The 18,099-nt window shown below is 55.7% G+C and carries 13 protein-coding genes and 1 pseudogene; 4 read left to right on the top strand and 10 right to left on the bottom strand.

Going from position 1 to position 18,099, the window contains the following annotated elements:
• Positions 1-511: 511 nt before the first annotated feature.
• Both A3730_RS28165 and A3730_RS28160 read right to left on the bottom strand, forming a co-directional pair.
• Positions 512-847, bottom strand: coding sequence for a hypothetical protein (locus tag A3730_RS28165; RefSeq protein WP_156496839.1), 336 nt, complete (start codon positions 845-847; stop codon positions 512-514).
• Positions 848-916: 69 nt separating this feature from the next.
• The gene (locus tag A3730_RS28160; RefSeq protein ID WP_063519056.1) at positions 917-1,828 is read right to left on the bottom strand and encodes a bestrophin family protein; all 912 of its coding nucleotides are present in this window, start codon (positions 1,826-1,828) and stop codon (positions 917-919) included.
• Positions 1,829-2,042: 214 nt separating this feature from the next.
• On the opposite strand from A3730_RS28160, the pseudogene A3730_RS28155 reads away from it, so the two are divergent.
• Positions 2,043-2,750: pseudogene (locus A3730_RS28155) on the top strand (AraC family transcriptional regulator N-terminal domain-containing protein); the annotation flags it as partial.
• Positions 2,751-2,884: 134 nt separating this feature from the next.
• Here A3730_RS28155 and A3730_RS28150 read toward each other — a convergent pair.
• The 3 genes from A3730_RS28150 to A3730_RS28140 all read right to left on the bottom strand — a co-directional run bounded on the left by A3730_RS28150 (position 2,885) and on the right by A3730_RS28140 (position 5,399).
• Complete coding sequence (locus tag A3730_RS28150) at positions 2,885-3,646, bottom strand: ABC transporter permease (RefSeq protein ID WP_063519059.1); 762 nt, start codon at positions 3,644-3,646, stop codon at positions 2,885-2,887.
• A gap of 51 nt (positions 3,647-3,697) precedes the next feature.
• Positions 3,698-4,675 carry an ABC transporter ATP-binding protein gene (locus A3730_RS28145; RefSeq protein ID WP_063539394.1) on the bottom strand — a complete coding sequence of 326 codons (978 nt, stop codon included), beginning with the start codon at positions 4,673-4,675 and terminating at the stop codon, positions 3,698-3,700.
• A gap of 133 nt (positions 4,676-4,808) precedes the next feature.
• Complete coding sequence (locus A3730_RS28140) at positions 4,809-5,399, bottom strand: NADPH-dependent FMN reductase (protein ID WP_063518613.1); 591 nt, start codon at positions 5,397-5,399, stop codon at positions 4,809-4,811.
• 90 nt (positions 5,400-5,489) lie between these two features.
• Here A3730_RS28140 and soxR point away from each other — a divergent pair, with 90 nt between their 5' ends.
• The 3 genes from soxR to A3730_RS28125 all read left to right on the top strand — a co-directional run bounded on the left by soxR (position 5,490) and on the right by A3730_RS28125 (position 8,794).
• Entirely contained in the window at positions 5,490-5,954 is a 465-nt protein-coding gene (gene soxR, locus A3730_RS28135) for a redox-sensitive transcriptional activator SoxR (RefSeq protein ID WP_063518614.1), read from the top strand.
• Between the two features lie 201 nt (positions 5,955-6,155).
• Entirely contained in the window at positions 6,156-7,169 is a 1,014-nt protein-coding gene (locus A3730_RS28130) for an isocitrate dehydrogenase (protein WP_063518615.1), read from the top strand.
• 509 nt (positions 7,170-7,678) lie between these two features.
• Positions 7,679-8,794, top strand: coding sequence for a helix-turn-helix transcriptional regulator (locus tag A3730_RS28125; RefSeq protein ID WP_063518616.1), 1,116 nt, complete (start codon positions 7,679-7,681; stop codon positions 8,792-8,794).
• 158 nt (positions 8,795-8,952) lie between these two features.
• Here A3730_RS28125 and A3730_RS28120 read toward each other — a convergent pair whose 3' ends face one another.
• From A3730_RS28120 to A3730_RS28095, 5 genes are all read right to left on the bottom strand, one after another.
• A complete protein-coding gene (locus A3730_RS28120; protein ID WP_063518617.1) occupies positions 8,953-10,590 on the bottom strand; it encodes a hypothetical protein in 1,638 nt (545 codons plus the stop codon).
• A gap of 452 nt (positions 10,591-11,042) precedes the next feature.
• On the bottom strand, positions 11,043-13,100 hold the full coding sequence (locus A3730_RS28110) for a thrombospondin type 3 repeat-containing protein (protein ID WP_063518619.1): 2,058 nt from the start codon (positions 13,098-13,100) through the stop codon (positions 11,043-11,045).
• 516 nt (positions 13,101-13,616) lie between these two features.
• Positions 13,617-15,734: a hypothetical protein gene (locus A3730_RS28105; RefSeq protein ID WP_156496653.1), complete on the bottom strand. Its 2,118-nt coding sequence runs from the start codon at positions 15,732-15,734 to the stop codon at positions 13,617-13,619.
• Positions 15,735-15,857: 123 nt separating this feature from the next.
• On the bottom strand, positions 15,858-17,030 hold the full coding sequence (locus A3730_RS28100) for a helix-turn-helix transcriptional regulator (protein ID WP_063539392.1): 1,173 nt from the start codon (positions 17,028-17,030) through the stop codon (positions 15,858-15,860).
• 64 nt (positions 17,031-17,094) lie between these two features.
• Positions 17,095-18,018: a helix-turn-helix transcriptional regulator gene (locus A3730_RS28095; RefSeq protein ID WP_156501421.1), complete on the bottom strand. Its 924-nt coding sequence runs from the start codon at positions 18,016-18,018 to the stop codon at positions 17,095-17,097.
• Positions 18,019-18,099: the final 81 nt, after the last annotated feature.

Below are 18,099 nucleotides of genomic sequence, written 5' to 3'. Positions count from 1 at the left end.
TTAATAACTCCTTGCATGCTCAGTCTTTCAGGCTGGCTCGCAATCTAGGCGCGATTTTGATGGCATGCTGGTTGCCTGTCGAAAAAGCGCAACAACGAGTGCGGGCCAGCCTGGAAGACCCGGAGGGCGCGGCCTGAAGGGCACATCTGCTGCGCTTTGTCGCTAGGAAAGGGAGCCACCCTGACCGTTGCGGCAAAACACAACAGCTGCACCCTTCAGGCCACGCTGAGTACGCAAGGAGTTATTCAGAGGCTCCCTAATGCCCCGTTGGCGCTGGCGACACTGGCGAACAGCATGGCGATAAAGATGCCGACTAATTTACCCATCACGATTCCCTTCCCTGTTGTGTTTGTTACGGGATCAACAATCCCTGCCCTTTCCATTGCACGACTTTTCCCGGTTAGCCGCCATGCACAAACCGCAACAGTGTGGAGGCTTTTTGTTGCGCTTTGATATCAGCATGATGCCCTGATCGAACGCAATCAGGGCATCATGCTGACGGACAAAGGGACTACTGAGAATAGGTGGCAGAGCCGGTTTTGCGGCCGGACGAGCACAGGCATTCATAGTCAATGGAATCCAGCGTTTTACGGACCTTGCCGTTCCCCAGCGGCTCGCTCTTCATATAGCCCATCAAGTAATTCGGGTATGCCGAGGTGCCCGCCTGAATGGGCGTCGTGCCCTGCGGGCAACGCAATTTGGGGGCATTGTCCGATTCGAAGGCGCCCAGCACCTCACTGTAGGCCGGACGCGTGAACGGCCCCGCACAGACTTCATTCGCCGCCACCACCACCGGCGCGGTTTGCAACGCCACAATCAATACTGAAAACCCCATCCACTTTTTCATGTTGCTTCCCCTCTTCACGCCGGCCCATCCGGCTTATGGAGATAACATAGCGAGGCGGATCGAAAACGCTTACTGAAGCTGAAAGTCCTTTACCGGCAAGGGCGCAGGCGCAACCTCGCCCAGGGCATCCGCCACGGAAATCTCATGAATACGACACAGCGCATCCAGGGGCAGGTCATTGGGAGCGCGGCCGAAAGGGGTTTCCAGATGTTCGGACAGGCGATCGATACCGAAGAAGGTATAGGCCACCGCCGCCGCTAGTATCGGGGTTGCCCAGCCCATGCCACCAATCAACGCAAAGGGCAGCAGGTAGCAGTACACATAGGCGGTGCGATGCACCAGCAAGGTATAGGCGAACGGCAAGGGCGTGGACGCAATACGTTCACTGGCGGCCTGGATACCGCTCAGCGCCGCCAGTCGTTCATCGAGTATCTTCAGCCCCATGCTGTCCAGCGCCCCCTGCCGGTACTGCTCACCCAGTATGGCGCCGGCCTGTGCCAGCAACGCATCCGCCGGGTTGGCTTTCGCCAGCGCCGCATCCCGCTGTTCCGCTGACACCCAGGCCAACAGTTCCTCGTTGACGGTTTCGCGGCGAAGCTGGCCCTTCAGCGCCACCGCATGGGCCAGCACCGGCATCAACAATGCTCGCCGGGCCGAAGCCTTTTCGCCCAGTAATGTGCCGCTGGCTCGAGCCAGGCTGCGAATTTCAGTGACCATCTGGCCCCATTGTTTGCGCGCTTCCCACCAGCGGTCATAGGCCGCGTTATTGCGAAAGCCGAGCAGGATCGACAACACGATGCCGAGCAGGGTCACCGGCATAATCGTCAGGCTGGTCAGGTCTATCAGTTGGTAGTGACTGAGCGCGGCAACCACCACAGAAAATAATGCAACAAAGAGAATGTGTGGCAGGATTTCCGGCACCACTGATCCCCGCAGGGCAAATAACAGGGCGATGGCATTGGGGCGCTCTCGAACAATCATGGTCTCTATCCGCTGACAGTCAGCCCTGATGGTAAGCAATCGTGGGGGCGATTGGCAGAAGGGGTGGAAACAAAAAAGGTTCTTCGTGGATTAGGGAACCTCTGAATAACACGCTTCTCGCCGTCTGACAGGTTTATCGCGAATACCCGATACTTTACCAAACGCATCAACGCCGGATGCCTGACGTAAACCCCCCATGAACCATAAAAAATCAAGCTATCTGGCCAGCTCGGTACACTTGCCAGTACTCGGGCAGATTGTTGATGCCTCACCGGATCATCCCTACCTGGCGGTAAAAATTGATGTGGACCCGCAGGAAGTCACCGACCTGGTGCTGGAACTGGGAGACAAGGTTGGCCGTTATGAGCCAAGCGAAGAATGCCCGGAAGTGGGCTGTGGCCTGTGCATGTCACACATGGATGACCCCATGCAGAACGCGCTGCACCGACTACTGAACCTGATGACCACGCCCGACGATATCGCGGTGCTGGCCCCACTGACCCGCCGGGAAATCATCTACCGCTCACTGATTGGCGAGATGGGACCGCGCATGCGCAAGTTCGCCTCGACGGATTCCCAGGCCAACCGCATATCGCGGGTCATCTCGACCCTCAAGGATCGCTATTCGGAACCACTGCGGGTAAAGGATCTGGCTGATTCAGCCAACATGAGTGAGTCCACCCTGTTCCACAGTTTCAAACAGGTAACATGCATGTCGCCGTTGCAGTTCCAGAAGAAGCTGCGCTTGCATGAAGCACGCAGGTTGATGCTCACCGAAGGCCTGGAAGCGGCCACCGCCAGCTATCGTGTGGGTTATGAAAGCCCTTCCCACTTTAGCCGGGAATACAGCCGCTTGTTCGGTGCACCGCCGCGTGCGGACGTTAGCAAATTGCGCGGAACACAGGCAGGCGTCAGCGCCTGATTAGGCAGCCCGGGCAACCGCTTGACGCCGGATGCCCGACGACGGACGCCTGCATTCAAGACCTGAATACCCTGGCTGTCAGGCATCTGGCATCGAGCATTTGGTAAAGCACCGGAGATTCGCGATGAACCTTCCTAGCTTTTCAATTTATATCCGGTTTTAAAGATCCACCACACCAGCCCCATGCACAGCGTCAGAAACAGCAACGTCATGCCCAGGCTGATCCCGATGTGCACATCGGCCACACCAAAGAAGCTGTAGCGGAACCCGCTGATCAAATAGACCACTGGGTTGAACAAGGTCACCGTCTGCCAAACCGGCGGCAGCATGTCGATGGAGTAGAAACTGCCTCCCAGAAAAGTCAGCGGGGTAATGATCATCAAGGGAATGATCTGTAGCTTCTCAAACGTGTCCGCCCATACCCCGATGATAAAGCCAAACAGGCTGAAGGTGATTGCCGTCAGCAGCAGAAAGCCAATCATCAGGAAAGGATGCTGCACGTCATAGTCCACAAACAATCGTGCCGTCAGCAGAATCAGCACGCCTAGAATCGTGGACTTGGTTGCTGCCGCCCCCACATAGCCAATTACGATCTCCACATAGGACACCGGCGCCGATAACACCTCGTAAATGGTGCCGGAAAAGGTAGGCATGTATATCCCGAAAGACGCATTGGAAATGCTTTGCGTCATCAAGGACAACATGATCAGGCCGGGAATAATAAACGCCCCGTAACTGACGCCGTCAATCTCGACCATCCGTGAGCCGATGGCCGACCCGAACACCACAAAGTAAAGAGAGGTGGAAATCACCGGCGAGGCCACGCTTTGCATCAGGGTACGCCAGGTGCGCGCCATCTCGAACTTGTAGATAGCGCTAATGGAATGCATATTCACTTTCATTGATTAATCCTTCCGGGAGCAGCCAAACGAGAACACCAAACGGCATCAGAGGCTTTCCGGTGTTTCAGTTTTTACGTGTTGCGTACCGCGTGAGGCTTGTGGCGTGCCATGCACCAGATCCACGAAAATATCTTCCAGCGAACTTTGCCGTGAATGCAGGTCCTTAAATTCAATACCCTGCTCGCTCAGGTGACGCAGCAATTCAGCAATGCCCGTGTTTTCCTGGTTGGCATCGTAGGTATAAACCATCGAGTAGCCCTCATCGGCCAGCGCCAGCGCCTCGTCCGCCATGGCGGCGGGAATCGCATCAAGCGGTTCTGCCAGGTGTACTGTCAATTGCTTGCGCCCCAACTTTTCCATCAGCCGGGACTTTTCATCCACCAGGATAATTTCGCCCTGACGGATAATACCCACGCGGTCAGCCATTTCCTCGGCCTCTTCAATATAGTGGGTCGTCAGAATAATGGTGACGCCCTGCTCGCGCAGCTGGCGAACCATTTCCCACATTTCCCGGCGCAGCTCTACATCCACGCCCGCCGTAGGCTCGTCCAGAAACAGGATCTTGGGCTCATGGGAAAGCGCCTTGGCAATCATCACCCGTCGCTTCATGCCACCGGACAACATCATGATCTTGCTGTCTTTCTTGTCCCACAGCGACAGCGCCTTGAGCACTTTCTCAATGTGGGCATCATTACGCGGCTTGCCAAACAGCCCGCGGCTGAAACTCACTGTTGCCCAGACGGTTTCAAATGCGTCGGTGGAAATTTCCTGGGGCACCAGACCGATGGCGCTTCGTGCGGCACGAAAATCGGTAATGATGTCATGGCCATCGGCGAGGACCTTGCCGGATGATGGATTGACGATCCCGCAAATAATACTGATCAGGGTCGTTTTGCCGGCGCCGTTGGGGCCCAGCAGGGCAAAGATCTCCCCGGGCTGAATCTCCAGATTGACCTCTTTAAGCGCCTGAAATCCGGATTCATAAACCTTGTTAAGATTGTTGACCGAAATTACTGCATCCACATTGTCTCTCCTTCAAAGGACGCCTTCCCACTCTCACTGCATCGCGCCGATGGCAAGCATACCTTATACCGGCTAACCATTATGCACACCCGGTACCACCTATGGGCGCGGATATGCAGGACGACCAGCACGCTCACGAAACCGCCGCAAACTCCGGGAGTCGGCGCCCCGCTTTCAGGCTCTTCGCCCACCACCCAAGTACCGCCATTTGCTGCGCCAGACGCTTCTCTGCGCGGGCCTTCTGCTCCTCCGATTGCCAGCGCCCATGGGCATCAAATTCGTCACCGGCATTGATGATGCTCACCACATTGCGCACTGTCACTGCATGCAACTCGGCATAGACCAGCCGTAACAGCTCTACCGCTCGCAACCCACCGGACACCCCGCCATAACTGATAAACGCCACCGGCTTTGCTTTCCAGGCCGCACTGGAGATATCAATGACCTGCTTGAGGATGGCTGGAAAACTGTGGTTGTACTCCGGCGTAACCACTAAAAAGGCATCGGTCTTTGTCAGCCTGTGATGCAACTGCCGCACACTGGCGGATGCTGCATTCGGAAAATCCGCCGGCACAGCAAAATCACGGGGATCAATCACCTGCAGCGCAAAATCGGGCAGATCCCGAATCTGCTCTGCAGCCCAATTGACCAGAGTGTCACACAAACGCCCTTCACGGGTACTGCCGTACACCAGAGCCAGAGTCAGCGGATCGCGCGTGGCCATATTACCTCCTGAACAGTTGACGACAATGAAGGCTCAGCGTAAAACCTCAATCAATATTGAGGTCAATATTGAAAGAGACAGGGAGCAGCTATGACCCTCATCAACGCAAACGATATCGGTAAAGCCCTGACCGTGGGGGAAGTGGCAGACCGGAGCGGGGTTGCGGTATCCGCCCTGCACTTTTATGAAACCAAGGGGTTGATCCAGAGCTGGCGCAGCAGTGGCAACCAGCGCCGCTACCACCGAGATGTACTGCGCCGTGTCGCCGTGATCAAGGTCGCCCAGCGTATTGGCATTCCCCTGGCCGAAATCGCCGACGCCATGGCCAGCCTGCCCGACGGCCGCACGCCCACCGCCCGTGACTGGAAGCGACTCTCCGCACGCTGGCAGGAGCAACTGGATGCGCGCATTCATGCCCTGACCCAGTTACGTGATCAACTGAGCGACTGTATCGGTTGTGGGTGCTTGTCGATCAAGGCCTGCCGGCTGCGCAATCCCTATGACTCACTCTCCGAGCAGGGCACCGGGGCCCAGTTACTCGAGGATGAACAATGACCCTGATTCCACTTCTGCCCGGGCTTTCTCTGCGAACCTTCTGCGCCAAAAACACTCTGTCATTGTAGCCTGCGACTTTTGTCGGCATTCATTTTGCCGACCGTGACGTGGCAGAATGGGGGCCCTATTCTTTACTGGACCCAGCATCTGAACCCCGGGCACACCCCGCCCAACTCTTATTAACCGCAATCAGGAGGCAGTATGAACGAGAATACCGTAACCGTTATCCCCGGTGACGGAATCGGACCGGATATCGTGGATGCCACGGTACGGGTACTGGACGCGCTGGATTGCGGTCTGAAATTTGAGTATGCCATCGCAGGGCAGACCGCTCTGGATCAGGGCCTGGAGCTGGTGCCGGAAGACACCCTCGCCGTGCTCAAACGCAACCGCCTGGCGCTGAAAGGCCCTATCACCACCCCGGTGGGCGGCGGCTTCACATCCGTGAACGTGACCTTGCGCAAGACCTTCGACCTGTTCGCCAACGTGCGCCCGGCCCTGTCCATTCCCGGTGTGAAATCCCGCTATGACAATGTGGACATCATGACCATTCGGGAAAATATCGAGGGTATCTATTCCGGGCTGGGGCAAACCGTCAGTGACGACGGCGAAACTGCCGAGCTGCGCAGCCGCATCACTCGCACCGAGTCTGAGCGCCTGCTGCGCTTCGCCTATGAAACCGCCACCAAACAGGGGCGCAAGAAAGTCACCGTGGTACACAAGGCCAATATCATGAAGTCCACGTCCGGGCTGTTTCTGGATGTGGCTCGCAAGGTTCGCGAGGACTACCCGAATCTGGAACACGAGGAAATGATCGTGGACGCCACGGCCATGCAGCTGGCCATGAACCCTCATCGCTTCGATGTGATCGTCACCACCAACCTGTTCGGCGATATTCTCTCCGACCTGTGTGCCGGCCTGATCGGCGGCCTGGGCGTAGCACCGGGCGCCAACATCGGCGAGCACGGCGGCCTGTTCGAAGCCGTCCACGGCAGCGCCCCGGACATCGCTGGCAAGGGCATCGCCAACCCCACCGCCATCATGCTGGCTGGCGCCATGATGCTCGATTACATGGAACAGCACGACAAGGCCAAAAGGTTACGCCGCACCGTGCGACACGTGGTCGGCCAGGGGGAAATCGTCACTCCGGATCTGGGCGGGCGCGCCAGCACCACCGAGTTTACCGATGAACTGATTCGGCATCTTACTGCCTGATTCCACCCACGGCCGCACCGCAACGTGCTGCAGGCATATCGCCCGCAATGCCATAAACAGTGTCTACCCCAGAGCGCGCAGGGTTCATAGAGAAAGACTTAGGAACCCTCTGCCGCTCGACATTCCCAGTGCCGAGAATGCCTTTTCCTCTGGGGAGGCATCGCGCTGCCGACGGCAGCCCCTCGGCCACACCAGCCCCACGTTTTCTTTCACCTCCTCGCGACACAGGAAAACGTGATGCACTTCACGATCCACTCAGCACCCGCTAAGCTAGTCCCTATCCTCTAATCAGGGGAAGGGAACACTGGTGGCTCTTCTGCAATTGCCGTTCGGGTTGGGGCCCGAAGAAAGCGGCCACCTTGTACGGAAAAGCCAAAACAAAGCGACACGCTCCCTGGTGAGCAGAGCCCGCAGCATCTCCACGCCTGCACCCAGCCGCTCGGCAAGCCACCGGAGCGCCGACCGACATAAAGATACACACCGGAAGCATTCACCATGGGGGCATCGGAATGAATCCAGCACAGATACTTCAAAATGAACCCGACCTGCTCCATGCACTCTATGGCGCGCTCACCCATCCGCAGGGTTTTCATACCTTTCTGGAAAAGCTGACCAACGCCATCAAGGGCTGTGCCGCCCAGCTACTGGTCATCAACCGGCAGCCCTTGCGCATGGAGCACCTCTGGTATCACGGCCTGTCCGAAGAATTCATCACCTGGTATCTGGAAAACAACATGATTGCCCAGGACGTGGTCACCAACCAGGCAGTCAAGCAGGCGCCAGGGCTGTTCCAGGCTGCCCTGCCCCTGCTGCCAGACTTCCAGCCCGATGAAGATTATTCCAAATGGGAAAACGAACAGGACATGCTGGATTCCGCCTGGCTGCTGGTTGATACCACCCGCACCCACAGCTTCGTGCTCACCATCCAGCGTACCGTTGCACAAGGCCCATATCAGCAGGCGGAACTGGATGCCCTGAATCGACTGGTTCCGCATATCCGCCAGACCGTACAGCTTTACCGGCAACTGGAGACCCGTAACCAGGCGGCCTCCTCACTGGCCGCCATCATTGACGTTCTCCCCGACGCCACCTTTGTCCTCGACAGCATGGCCACCATCCTCTACTCCAACAAGGCTGCCCGTGAGCTGATCGCCCGCGAGCGCTGCCTGGGCATTCGTGACGAACGCTTCCGCTTCGCAGAAAGCGATGTCCAAAGCGCCTTCTTTCGAGCCTCCGCCCAGGTGGTTCGCTCCAGCATGGGCAAGGAAGCCTATTGCAGCGAGACCCTGTTTCTCAAACGAGAAGGACGCAGCCCACTGATATTCGTGATCCGCCCCATCGAAAGCAGCGACCTGCTTGCCGGTGGCGCCCTGGTCAGCGCCTACGAAACAGACAACCGCCCCCTTCCCCGCGCGGAGCATATTGCGACCTATTTCGAGCTGACTCCTGCTGAAGCGCAGGTTTGTGAACAATTGGTCAGCGGGAAAGACGTACAGACAATAAGCGAACAGTTGGGCCGCAGCGTCTCCACTGTGCGCTCGCAGATAAAACAGGTTTTCCAGAAAACCGGTTGTTCCCGACAGGGGGAGCTGATCAGCCGAATTCTGGCAGCGTTGTTGCGGTAGTACTCACCTCTGTCATCCCTGTGTTATTCGTTAGCACCCCCTTCACGAGGACGCTGAATGAATAGATATTGGAGTGTCAAAACCTTTTCTCCTAACCGTCCAGAAAGCATAAAAAAAGAGGGGGCACGCCCCCCTCTTACCTGGATACAAACGAGGTGTTATTGAGGAAGAACCTCACCTTCGCCAACAGGGTTGGCCTCATCGCTGACAAAGAACCCGAGCAAGCTCTCGGTAGAGCCAGCAATATGACGGAAATCGACAATCACAGCATCCGAGCCACTGTTCTTGATCGGCGCAAGCGTCCAACTGCCGGTATTACCCGGAGTGCCTTCAGTGAACCTCAGGGTGCCGCTTGTCGTGGCTTCCCAAGGTGCATTAATCGGGTTTGATTCTCCATCGTCCACGAAGGTCATCGTGCCCGTGCCATCTTCGTTGAGATAAATATTGGCCTTGTCATTTTCGCCAACCAGGTCAATGCTGAAATCAATCTCCATCCCTTCGAAGAAGCCATCTTCTTCACGCTCGACGATAACAGTACTGGCATTCCCGGCCAGGTCTTCCAGCTCCACAGCGAAACGGCCAATACGACTGAAACTAAAGCTGCCGTCGTCGGCATGAGTAAAGGCCAGGTCGCCCCACGGTTGCTGTTCATAGGACTCAAGCGCATTAGGAGAATCTGCATCATACAGCCCCCCCGGCCCGTCCGTTTCAGCCTCAACACTGGAGATAGTGAAAGCGCCACCGCTAGTCGAATAGGTTCCCCACTCGGAAGACACCTCTATCGGAGAGGCGCCCTCATAGGATTCCTCATTGGCATTGTGCGCTATGGTGTAGTTGGAATCGTCCAGAATGGTCAGCACATTGAAAGCGCCGCCCTCTTCTGCCAGATACCAGGCACCGACAAGCGGATTTGTCGAACTTTCAATCGCCGTAAACGTCACCGTATTGTCTACGAATTGATCATCCGACAGCTCTTCCGTGACAGTAAGAACAAACTCACTATCGGCCAACTGTAATGTCACGGTTTCACCTGACAGATCAGACAACCCACCACTATTATCGGATTCACCGGACACCGTCAGGGTTAAGTCGCCAGATACGGGATCCCAGGTATAGGTTCCCCATTCGGCAGTTGCAGCCTCTTGATCACCATCATCAGCATTTGAATGAGCAATGATGTAGCGATCATAATCCAGGAAACTCAATACATTGCGGCCATAGTCGTCTACAAACAGCCAACTGCCGCGTAGATCGGCCTGCTGAGAGGCGGCGAAATGCGCTTCGGCCTCTTCTTCTGTTACCAGGGTTTCACCGATCGCCGTTTGCGCCTCGGTTTCAAAAGCGCCGGCAGGCTGATTCACCTCTACATCCTTGCCAACAAAGCTATCAAGCGTTTGCTGACTAATGGTGATGCCGTTGTCAGGATTACCGTCGTCATCCAGGGTCTGAAGCAACCGCAGTACATTGGTTACCACATCCGCATCGTTACCTTCGGCCATATCCGCCGGCGTGACACGCCCGGTTGCCGTTACGGCTGGCAGTTCGGTATCGCCAATGCTAAAGATGACGGTATCACCCTCAACATAATTGTATTCCCCCAGAGCCGTGGTCGTTCCGCTCTTGTTCCCTGGGGACGTCTGATAGCTGATACCCGCGACCGCGCTATCGGTGAATACCCCTGTCTCCGTCTTTGCGGAAGGCTCTGGCGCCTTACCACCACCGGACGAGGAGCCCCCGCCCCCACAGGCAGTGAGCATTACCGCCAGCGCCAATGATCCATACTTGAATGTTTTCATGTTCCCTCCAGTGCGAATAAAACTCTTCGAGGACACTAGAAGACCACTGGCGTCCCCGGCGCGCATCCCCCAAATTGGGGATGAGCAGCAACTAACTGTTAACCCCTTGGTATTCAGGCGGGGGCTGATAGGAAAAGGAGAATCAGCCCGCGCTGGAGAGCAGAAAAGGCGTGCGGGAAGGGGGCATCTAGCGTTGTACAGACTGTACCGAGAAAGGGGGGGAGAGGCGCAGAAAATAACCTCGGCGTGACGGTAAGAGCACGGCGACATAGCAAGCCACCGTCACTCCGGAGTTATTCGCTACGCTCACCCCTTCGGGGCCAGACGTCGTCTGCTCTGCGCTTCACTTGTGCCCCGGAGTCTCCCTCAAAGCATCGTAGCCTTTTCAAACACTCTGCCAACGGAAGGAGATCCCGGGGCGAGCCCGGGATGACGGTGGGTTATTGGTTTGCTTAGTCTGCCGTAAAGTTCAGGGTGAAATGACACACGGATTTCTGGCTGTCGTTATTCCATGTCCAGGTTTCCGTTCCCGTGATCGTTCCCGTTATCTTCGGTGACTCACCCGGGTGATAGGTGGCTTCCCAGTTATAGGATTCCTGTGTATAGAAGTAATAACAGCGTTGCTGCCCGTCTGCATCACAGCCTTCGTTTTCCCAAACCACATCACCAACCTCTGACAGAGAGAGGATTCGGGTATCTTTGTCATAAGAGCCAGAATCACTGTAGCTGCCATCTTCATCGGTTCCTTCCAGCGTAAACTGGTCCAGGTCAGCCTTCAGCTTCCAGGTTTCCGAGAAACTTGAGCTATCACCGACGACCAGATCACCAATCGTGCAGCGCATACTGTCATTGTACGGAGGGTTGTTGGCCTCAATCAGCGCACCGGGTTGATAACTGGCGACGGTTTCCGTGATCATCAAATCCAGCGTTGTCACAGAGTTGGTCGGCTCTGGATCAATACCATCCTCAATCCCGTCATCATCCGAGTCAGGGTCAAAATCATTCGGGTCCTGGCCGTTGGGCAGGCCGTCACCATCGATATCATCATCGGCCACGTCCCCTACGCCATCATTGTCAAAATCTTCCTGGCCAGGATTAGGGATAAGAGGGGCATTATCCAGATCATCAATCACGCCGTCCTCATCCGTATCCTCTTCACAGGCATCACCAATGCCATTGCTGTTAGCATCGGTTTGACTGGCATTGGGGGTCAGGCGGCAGTTGTCAGAAGTGTCGGCAACGCCGTCCCCATCATCGTCGCTGTCACACACATCACCCTGGCCATCGCTGTCGGTATCCAGCTGGCTGGCATTGGGGATTGCCGGGCAATTATCTTCGGCGTCGATGATCTCATCGTTATCCGCATCCAGATCACAGGCATCGCCGATACCATCATTATCGCCATCCGCCTGGTTAAAATTCGGCGTTTCCGGGCAGTTGTCTTCATGATCCAGGATTTCATCGTTGTCCATGTCCTGGTCACAGGCATCCCCTGTACCATCGGCATCCTCATCCTCCTGGTTCGGGTTGGCGATGCCAGGACAGTTGTCTGCGCTGTCAAGGTGGCCATCCAGGTCGCTATCCGCTTCCAGATCTGGGTTTTCCACGGTTTCATCCAGATCCTCGGGGGGATCCACCTCGACTCCGGTTTGTTCTGTTTCTGATGCCAGCAAATCTTCCATGTCACTGATAAGAGTATCGGTGCCCGGCACCTTAACCACGCTCAGGTCCTGGTTCAGATCATCTACCACATTGGTACCGGAAAACCCGGAGATAGGGGCGCCATCAACTTCCCCGTCTACAATTCCATCGCTGGCGTCTTCTGCCAGCATGGCGATAACCTCATCGGAGGACGCCGGCGTACTTGTTCTACCCCCGATCCCGGTAGCTACGGCAACCAGCGCTTCATTCGCCATGCGATATTTCACGACGGAGGAGAAATCCGCCTCCTCCATGCCTTCCACATAGAGAGGCGGTGTTTCAAACAGATTCAGGGCTGGATCAATACCAAACCCCAGCGTGGTAGCGACTTGCGCCTGCGCCGCAGCAAGCTCGCTATCGAAGTTTTCTGTTGTGAGCGCTTTATTGCTCAACAGCTCTACCACCATTGTGGTCATCGGCGTCGCATAAACCGGCTGATTTCCACTCAATTGCGACTGGGTCACAATGGTTTTCAGCGTCTGCATGGCGGCACTGCCGTCATCGGTGGACAAGTCCGTGGTTTCTCCGTCGACGGTAATCACCAGCAGGAAAGGCCCCTCTACTGGCTTCAATGTCAGGCTTTCAATGGCTGCCTGCTGATTAGTGCGCGTTTCTCCGACACTCGCACCCTGCAAATTTTCCGCAGCCAAATCAATGCGATAAGCCGTGACGGGTGCATTGGCCAACGGCCCCTTCACGGCGGCCCCGGACATTTTCATCCCGGAGTTGTTCCCACCATTGTCGGCGGGCGCACTGCTGCTTCCACCACCGCCACAGGCGGACAACGCCGCCGCCACACCAATTGCCAACGCGCTTCGTATAAACCGGCTCTTTGTCGTCATTTCCCCTACCCTCATTCGAGTTTCACCAACGGCAGCGCCTGTCGCACTGCCATTCATTCACTCAAAGAAAAGTAGCCATACTGAAAAAAATCCACATCCCCCAAATGGGGGATAAGCATTTGCTCACCGGGAAACCACTTCTTGCATCATTGCATGGGAGAAAAAAAGGGAACCAACCTACGCTTGAGAGCAAGAAAAGCCCTAATCCGTGAGGTGCGCAGGCTTGACTGATCAGGGCCTTGATCGATATACCCTTGATCTGACTACGAAAACTCGGCCCACGGGAAACATTGCCTCTAACGGCAGGAGATCCCGGACCAGGTCCGGGATTAGGCGGGATACATTCAAGGAAGTCGAATACGCCTCTTCCTGGTAATTCTCTGTACGACCCCTTCGGGGGCAGTCTCTGGCCGTTCTGCGCAGAGTCTTTACCCCGAAGCCTCTTTCCGGCTATTGGGAAACTGTCAGTTTCCCTGCCAAATCTTATTCCTCAGGACAACCTGACCCTGGCTCCTCCATGATTGAAAGCGTGACCGGAATAGGATCAAAGTTATCGGCAAGGTCTACCTCTGTATCAACATACATATAGTAGGTTTTGCTGCTTTCCAGTTGCTCACTGAAAGGATCGCCATCCCACCCTCCGCTTGCCCCCATGCAACTTTCGTCGTCGCAGAGCCATGCCTGCACGTCAATCTCGCCAGCACTTGCATAACCGCAAAAAAAGCCGCTCGCTGACGGTGAAAAGGAAAAGCGATTACTCTCCCAGGTACTGTCAAAAATATAGCCTGAGACCTCACCGCCGGAGGATGGCACCGGCACGATGCTGTCTTCATCTATCCCCACATCACCAGATCCATCACCCGACCCATAATCGCCTGATGACGTATCACCATCACCACAAGGGAGAAACGCTTCACCACCGATCAAATCCAGATAATCCTGGGTGTAGTAGAAGTAGGTTTTGTCAACCTCTACGGCGCAGGAGTAGGGATAACTGGATTTTGCAGGGCACTCACCGGAACGGTAGGAGTAGCCGAAAGAATCTTCCATAGCCAATAGCTCCTGCCTTGCCGCCTCTGTAGGAAGGGTGGCTTCTGTACAGGATCCATCAACAATAATATGCGCAGGGTAATCCCCCCCGCCGGTATCCAGGATTGCCTCACTTCCCTCAACATATTTGAAGACCTGCTCTCCTCCCACGGAGACCATGACCTCAGCATAATCCAACGGAATGCCCGCCTCCTGTGCCTGGCGCTTGTCCTGGCAGCTGGCAATATTGTCGAAGCCGACCAGGCAATAATCGAAAGGATTCCCCTTGACGACACGTTCCGGGATTTGTTCGCTGCAATCAAAGGTTTCGCTGGTTTCCACGCCGGTAACATTATTGCGATAAGTTCCTTCTACCGTCACATCCCCACCAAACGCCGACAGGGTGTAATTGCCAATGGGCATATATAGCTGATTGTCCGATGAACTGTTCTCGCCACAAACGGCCAGCTCTGTGGAGCCTGGGCCGCGCGTCGCCAATCCGAATTGAAAGGCATACAGCCCTTTACTGCTCGCTCCCTTGGTATTGAACAGCAACCGGAAGGTACAGCCCTGCGCATCGGAGACCTCGATCATGCTGGCAGGGCTGGCAACCAGGCCATCATTGGATTCCACAATTTTTCCTCGGCCATAATCCCCAGTCCGCAAACCCAGTCCGGTAATACCGTTGGCCAGCCTTACGCTTGAGATCAGGTAAGCCTGACCGTTTTCATGCAGTACATCCGCAGGCTTCGTAAATTCGGGGTCTTGCGAACCTATGGCATAGGCACTGCTGTCGATAAGGAAGCTGTCGCCATTATTGAGGGACAGGGTCACGTTGAGGGGATCTGTGCTGGTGACACTCAGGTCAGCATCGGAAAAGCCCGCTGCGCAGCCTTCAAAGTAACCGTAATTGATAATTTCTATGGCATTGAAGTTCCCTGGGGCAATATCGGTGACGCGACTGCCTTGGGAGGTAAGAATCTCCATTTTCTGGAAATCCACTCTGGCAACCTCTGCCTCGGTCAGCATTTCCCCTTCACCCGCTGTATCAGCCAGCAAGCCTTGCACGTCGATCTCATTGGACCAGTCCAGGAAGGCATTGGTCGCCACCTCATTCACTGAACTGTCCAGCTGGATACCGTTATCCAGATTGCCATCGACATCAATGCTGACCAGATATTGGATCTTGAGAGTGCCTTCCGGAGAGAAGGCATCTGGAATCAGATGACTCAGCGGGGTATAGCCTGTGCCCGTCACGGTAGCCAGCAGGGTGTCACCCACAAAAAAATCGACGCTATCGCCCTGTTTGTACTGATAGCCTCCGCCAGCATCCACTTCACCTTGAATGCCAGAGCTGGTGACATAACGCAGGCCGGTTATCGGCCCCTGAATTTTGCCACTCCCCGCACTCTTTGCGGCGGCCGAGCTGCTGCCATCGCCGCCGCCCCCTCCGCCACCACAGGCCGTAATAACCAAAGCCAGCCCCATGGCCAGAATCTGCCTGACCGCTTGCACTCTATTCATGATGTCGCCCCCTTTCGCATGTATTCGATGAAACCCTTTCTTTCTCAATTCATCACAAAGAAGCAGGCTAACGGGGACAAACGATGCACACATCCCCAATATTGGGGATGGGTAATCACTTACCGTTCAGACCAGAAAATACAAAGCGTTTGAAATAAACCTGAATGAAAACTAACCCGCACTGGAAAGCAGGAAAGGAACGCGGGGCTGAGTAACCTGCTGTTGGACAGGAAGGGCTCTGACCAGTTTGGTGAGCTGGGCCTGGCTGGTGACTTCGGTTTTGATAAAAATGCTTTTAATCTGGCTACGCACCGTGTGGAGAGAAACATTGCCACTGGCGGCAATATCCGCCGGCTTTTCGCCCTGCGCAACCAGGGCCGCAACACGCGCTTCCGCCGGGGTGAGATCCAGCAAGGAGGCGAGCTTGCCAAGATCCATCTGCGACTGCTGTTCGCCATCCACCAGATAGATAGCAACGTGCGCGGGGACCGGCATCAGGCTACTGTCTGCATCCGGGTGCAGGGGAATTACCTGCATGAGCAAGGGCGTGCGCCCGCAACGCCATACCGGGACGACACCGCCAGTTACCGGGGCATGGACATTGCTGCCATCGAAGGAAGCGGCGAGCAGTCTATCCAGTAGATCTTGTGCGGCCTTGTTCTTTAGACGCAGTTTTCTGGTATGCATGCGAAGAGAGGGTTCTGCACGCAGCATTTCCCAGGCAGACTCGGAGGCGTACACCACCTCTTTGCGAACATTCAGCAACAACATGGCACCGAACCGGCCTTGTTGCTCCAGATAATCCTGCTGTTGTTTACGCTGGTGGATAATTGCTTCAAGCCGAAGAGCGCGGCGAATATGTGGCGTTAGTGCATTAAAGGCATTGGTCTCGTTACGGGTAAAATGGCCCTGCCCGCCGGTACGCTGCATAAACATCTGTATGGTCTGGCCTTCGTGCTGCCAAACCGTTCCGCTGGCACCATGGTGAATATCCAAACCACGGGCCCAATCATTGAAGAACTCGGACCGGTAGAACGTTTTCTGATCGCAGATACCATCCAGAAATGAGGAATAAAATTTACCCGGCGGCAGCGAAGCCAATCCGGGTCGCCAGGGGCAAAGGTTCACATAGTGCTCTACAAACGCCTTGTGAGCACTGGCATCGGTGTTAACCTGCACGCCGTTGAACACTTGGTCGGCATCCTTGTTCATCACCAGGATACGCGCCGAACGACTGCCAGACAGGCTCACCATCCGGTTCAGGAACTCCTGCCAGCCGGATTTTTCGTAAGGTGCGTAGTAGAGGGCGTCCAGTAAAGCATTCAGCCCTTTGCCAACAAACATAACCCGCCTCTTTCTTCCCCCTGCTCAAACAATACCACAAAGATTATCGTCCCAAGCTCATGTCTTATACCGGCAAATTCAGCACCAGCGCGGTCAGTTGTGACTGGGAATGCGCCCCGGTCTTACGGTAGATATTTTTGATGTGATGGCGGACGGTGTGCACAGAAAGGTTCAGTTGATCCGCGATTTGCCCCGGCTTTTGACCGCGCGCAATTCCATTGGCAATCCGCGACTCCGACTCGGTCAATCCCAGACACTGTCCGATCAACTCTTCTTCACTATTTTCTTCGCTCGGCTCTGCGACGATAAAGACCGCCAGCAAACCATGCGACAGGAACAACGCTTCATCGCGAGGCTGCACCGTACTGACCAGCAATCGCATAGACTCCTTCCCTGCATCGCCAATGTTCACCATCCCGGTGTATTTGCGCGTTAGGCACTCCTGCATGAGCGCATCCAGCTGCACCTGAGACTGTCGAAAGGACAGTCTCAGGCGATTCTCTTCGAGCCTCACCGAGGCTGCTCTCATCAACTGCTTCTCTGCTTCCGCAGACACGAAAACCACGTTCTGCTGACCGTCCAGAAGCAACATGGCTCCCTGTCTTTGCCGGTAGACCGCAATCTGACGATCATCCAATAGTCTGGCGGCTTCCTCCTGACGAAGGGCTCTGGCAATGTGCGGCATTAGCCCTTCAATCAATTCCTTTACAGCAGCCCCAAACTCGCCCTGCTCTGCTGGACGCTGCACAGTCAGCACCAATAGTGCATCGTCCGTATCATGCCGAACATCACACAGGGTGAGCGCGGACGCGCCACGGCTGTCGGACTTTGCAAGGGCGCGGCTACTCTGATAACCGCCCAGTCGCTGGTCGTTCTCCCTATTCAGCATCAACAGTTGAGCGGATTGCCCACCGCTCAATACACTGATCCGGTCCAGGCAATCCTGCCATCCATCTCTTTGATGCGCCGCGAAATAAATCGCGTCCATAATCTCTGCCAGATCCTTGTCCCGCGACACCCCGGTTCCTCCCTATCTCTTGAGGTTCAGAGTAATCAGGCAGCGCTATCC

It is taken from the genome of Alcanivorax sp. HI0044 (assembly GCF_001634945.1).
The sequence above is the reverse complement of the archived record's forward strand: the minus strand, read 5'-3'. Positions and strand labels throughout refer to the sequence as shown.

What these genes read in the sequence shown, in the direction of transcription:
- A3730_RS28165 (WP_156496839.1), bottom strand. Translation starts at nt 847, where the DNA reads ATGAAAAAGTGGATGGGGTTTTCAGTATTGATTGTGGCGTTGCAAACC.
- A3730_RS28160 (WP_063519056.1), bottom strand. Translation starts at nt 1,828, where the DNA reads ATGATTGTTCGAGAGCGCCCCAATGCCATCGCCCTGTTATTTGCCCTG.
- A3730_RS28140 (WP_063518613.1), bottom strand. Translation starts at nt 5,399, where the DNA reads ATGGCCACGCGCGATCCGCTGACTCTGGCTCTGGTGTACGGCAGTACC.
- soxR (WP_063518614.1), top strand. Translation starts at nt 5,490, where the DNA reads ATGACCCTCATCAACGCAAACGATATCGGTAAAGCCCTGACCGTGGGG.
- A3730_RS28130 (WP_063518615.1), top strand. Translation starts at nt 6,156, where the DNA reads ATGAACGAGAATACCGTAACCGTTATCCCCGGTGACGGAATCGGACCG.
- A3730_RS28125 (WP_063518616.1), top strand. Translation starts at nt 7,679, where the DNA reads ATGAATCCAGCACAGATACTTCAAAATGAACCCGACCTGCTCCATGCA.
- A3730_RS28120 (WP_063518617.1), bottom strand. Translation starts at nt 10,590, where the DNA reads ATGAAAACATTCAAGTATGGATCATTGGCGCTGGCGGTAATGCTCACT.
- A3730_RS28100 (WP_063539392.1), bottom strand. Translation starts at nt 17,030, where the DNA reads ATGTTTGTTGGCAAAGGGCTGAATGCTTTACTGGACGCCCTCTACTAC.
- A3730_RS28095 (WP_156501421.1), bottom strand. Translation starts at nt 18,018, where the DNA reads ATGGACGCGATTTATTTCGCGGCGCATCAAAGAGATGGATGGCAGGAT.